This is a genomic window from Pauljensenia sp. UMB3104 (genome assembly GCF_030217285.1).
Classification (GTDB): Bacteria; Actinomycetota; Actinomycetes; order Actinomycetales; family Actinomycetaceae; genus Pauljensenia.
This window is the reverse complement of record NZ_JASONN010000057.1, coordinates 1-644: the sequence shown is the minus strand read 5'-3', so window position 1 is coordinate 644 and position 644 is coordinate 1. Positions and strand designations below refer to the sequence as shown.

General features: G+C 56.7%; 1 protein-coding gene. It reads left to right on the top strand.

The window, feature by feature from the left end; genetic code table 11:
- Nucleotides 1–172: 172 nt before the first annotated feature.
- Nucleotides 173–644: hypothetical protein (locus QP415_RS10725; RefSeq protein WP_285100035.1), on the top strand; the 472-nt coding region annotated here is incomplete at its 3' end.

Sequence of the window (644 nt, the reverse complement as noted above, 5' to 3'; positions counted from 1 at the left end):
GAACTTTATGGTACGTAACGGGCCGTTAGCAGAGTTTGTCAAACCTGCTGAGGGCTTCTTGAGGCTGCCTCATAGGGGAAAAGTTGAAGTGGTAACCCAATCAGCGCGGGCACGCTTGGGCGCGCCAATCAATTTCGCTATAGCTGATGAGTCTGGCTTGTACACGGGCAAGATGAAGCAAACCTGGGCGACGATGCGGCGCGGCCTGGCAGGTATGGGCGGGCGCGGGATCGAAATTACTAACCCTTGGGACCCAATGGAGGCCTCCGCAGCCCAAGAAACCTACGAAGCTCACACTAAAGACGTCTTCGTTTTCTACCAGAAACCAGATGGCAAACTCGACTACACGGTCAAGCATGATAGGCGAAAGATCCACGAGTACGTTTACGCAGATTCCCCTTGGGTTGACCTCAATGCGATCGAAGCTGAAGCTGCCGAATTAGTGCGCACTGACCCAACTCAGGCAATGCGCTTCTTCGGGAACAAGCTTGTGCAAGGTCTCGGCTCGTTCATGCCGGAAACTCTCTGGGATGAACGCACTCGCCCCGGCCAGGAGCCCCCAACGGGCGGGCCAGTTTGTGTCGGTTTTGACGGCTCCCGCAGCGGGGACTGGACCGCGCTGCGAGTAGAAACCTTAGACGGGC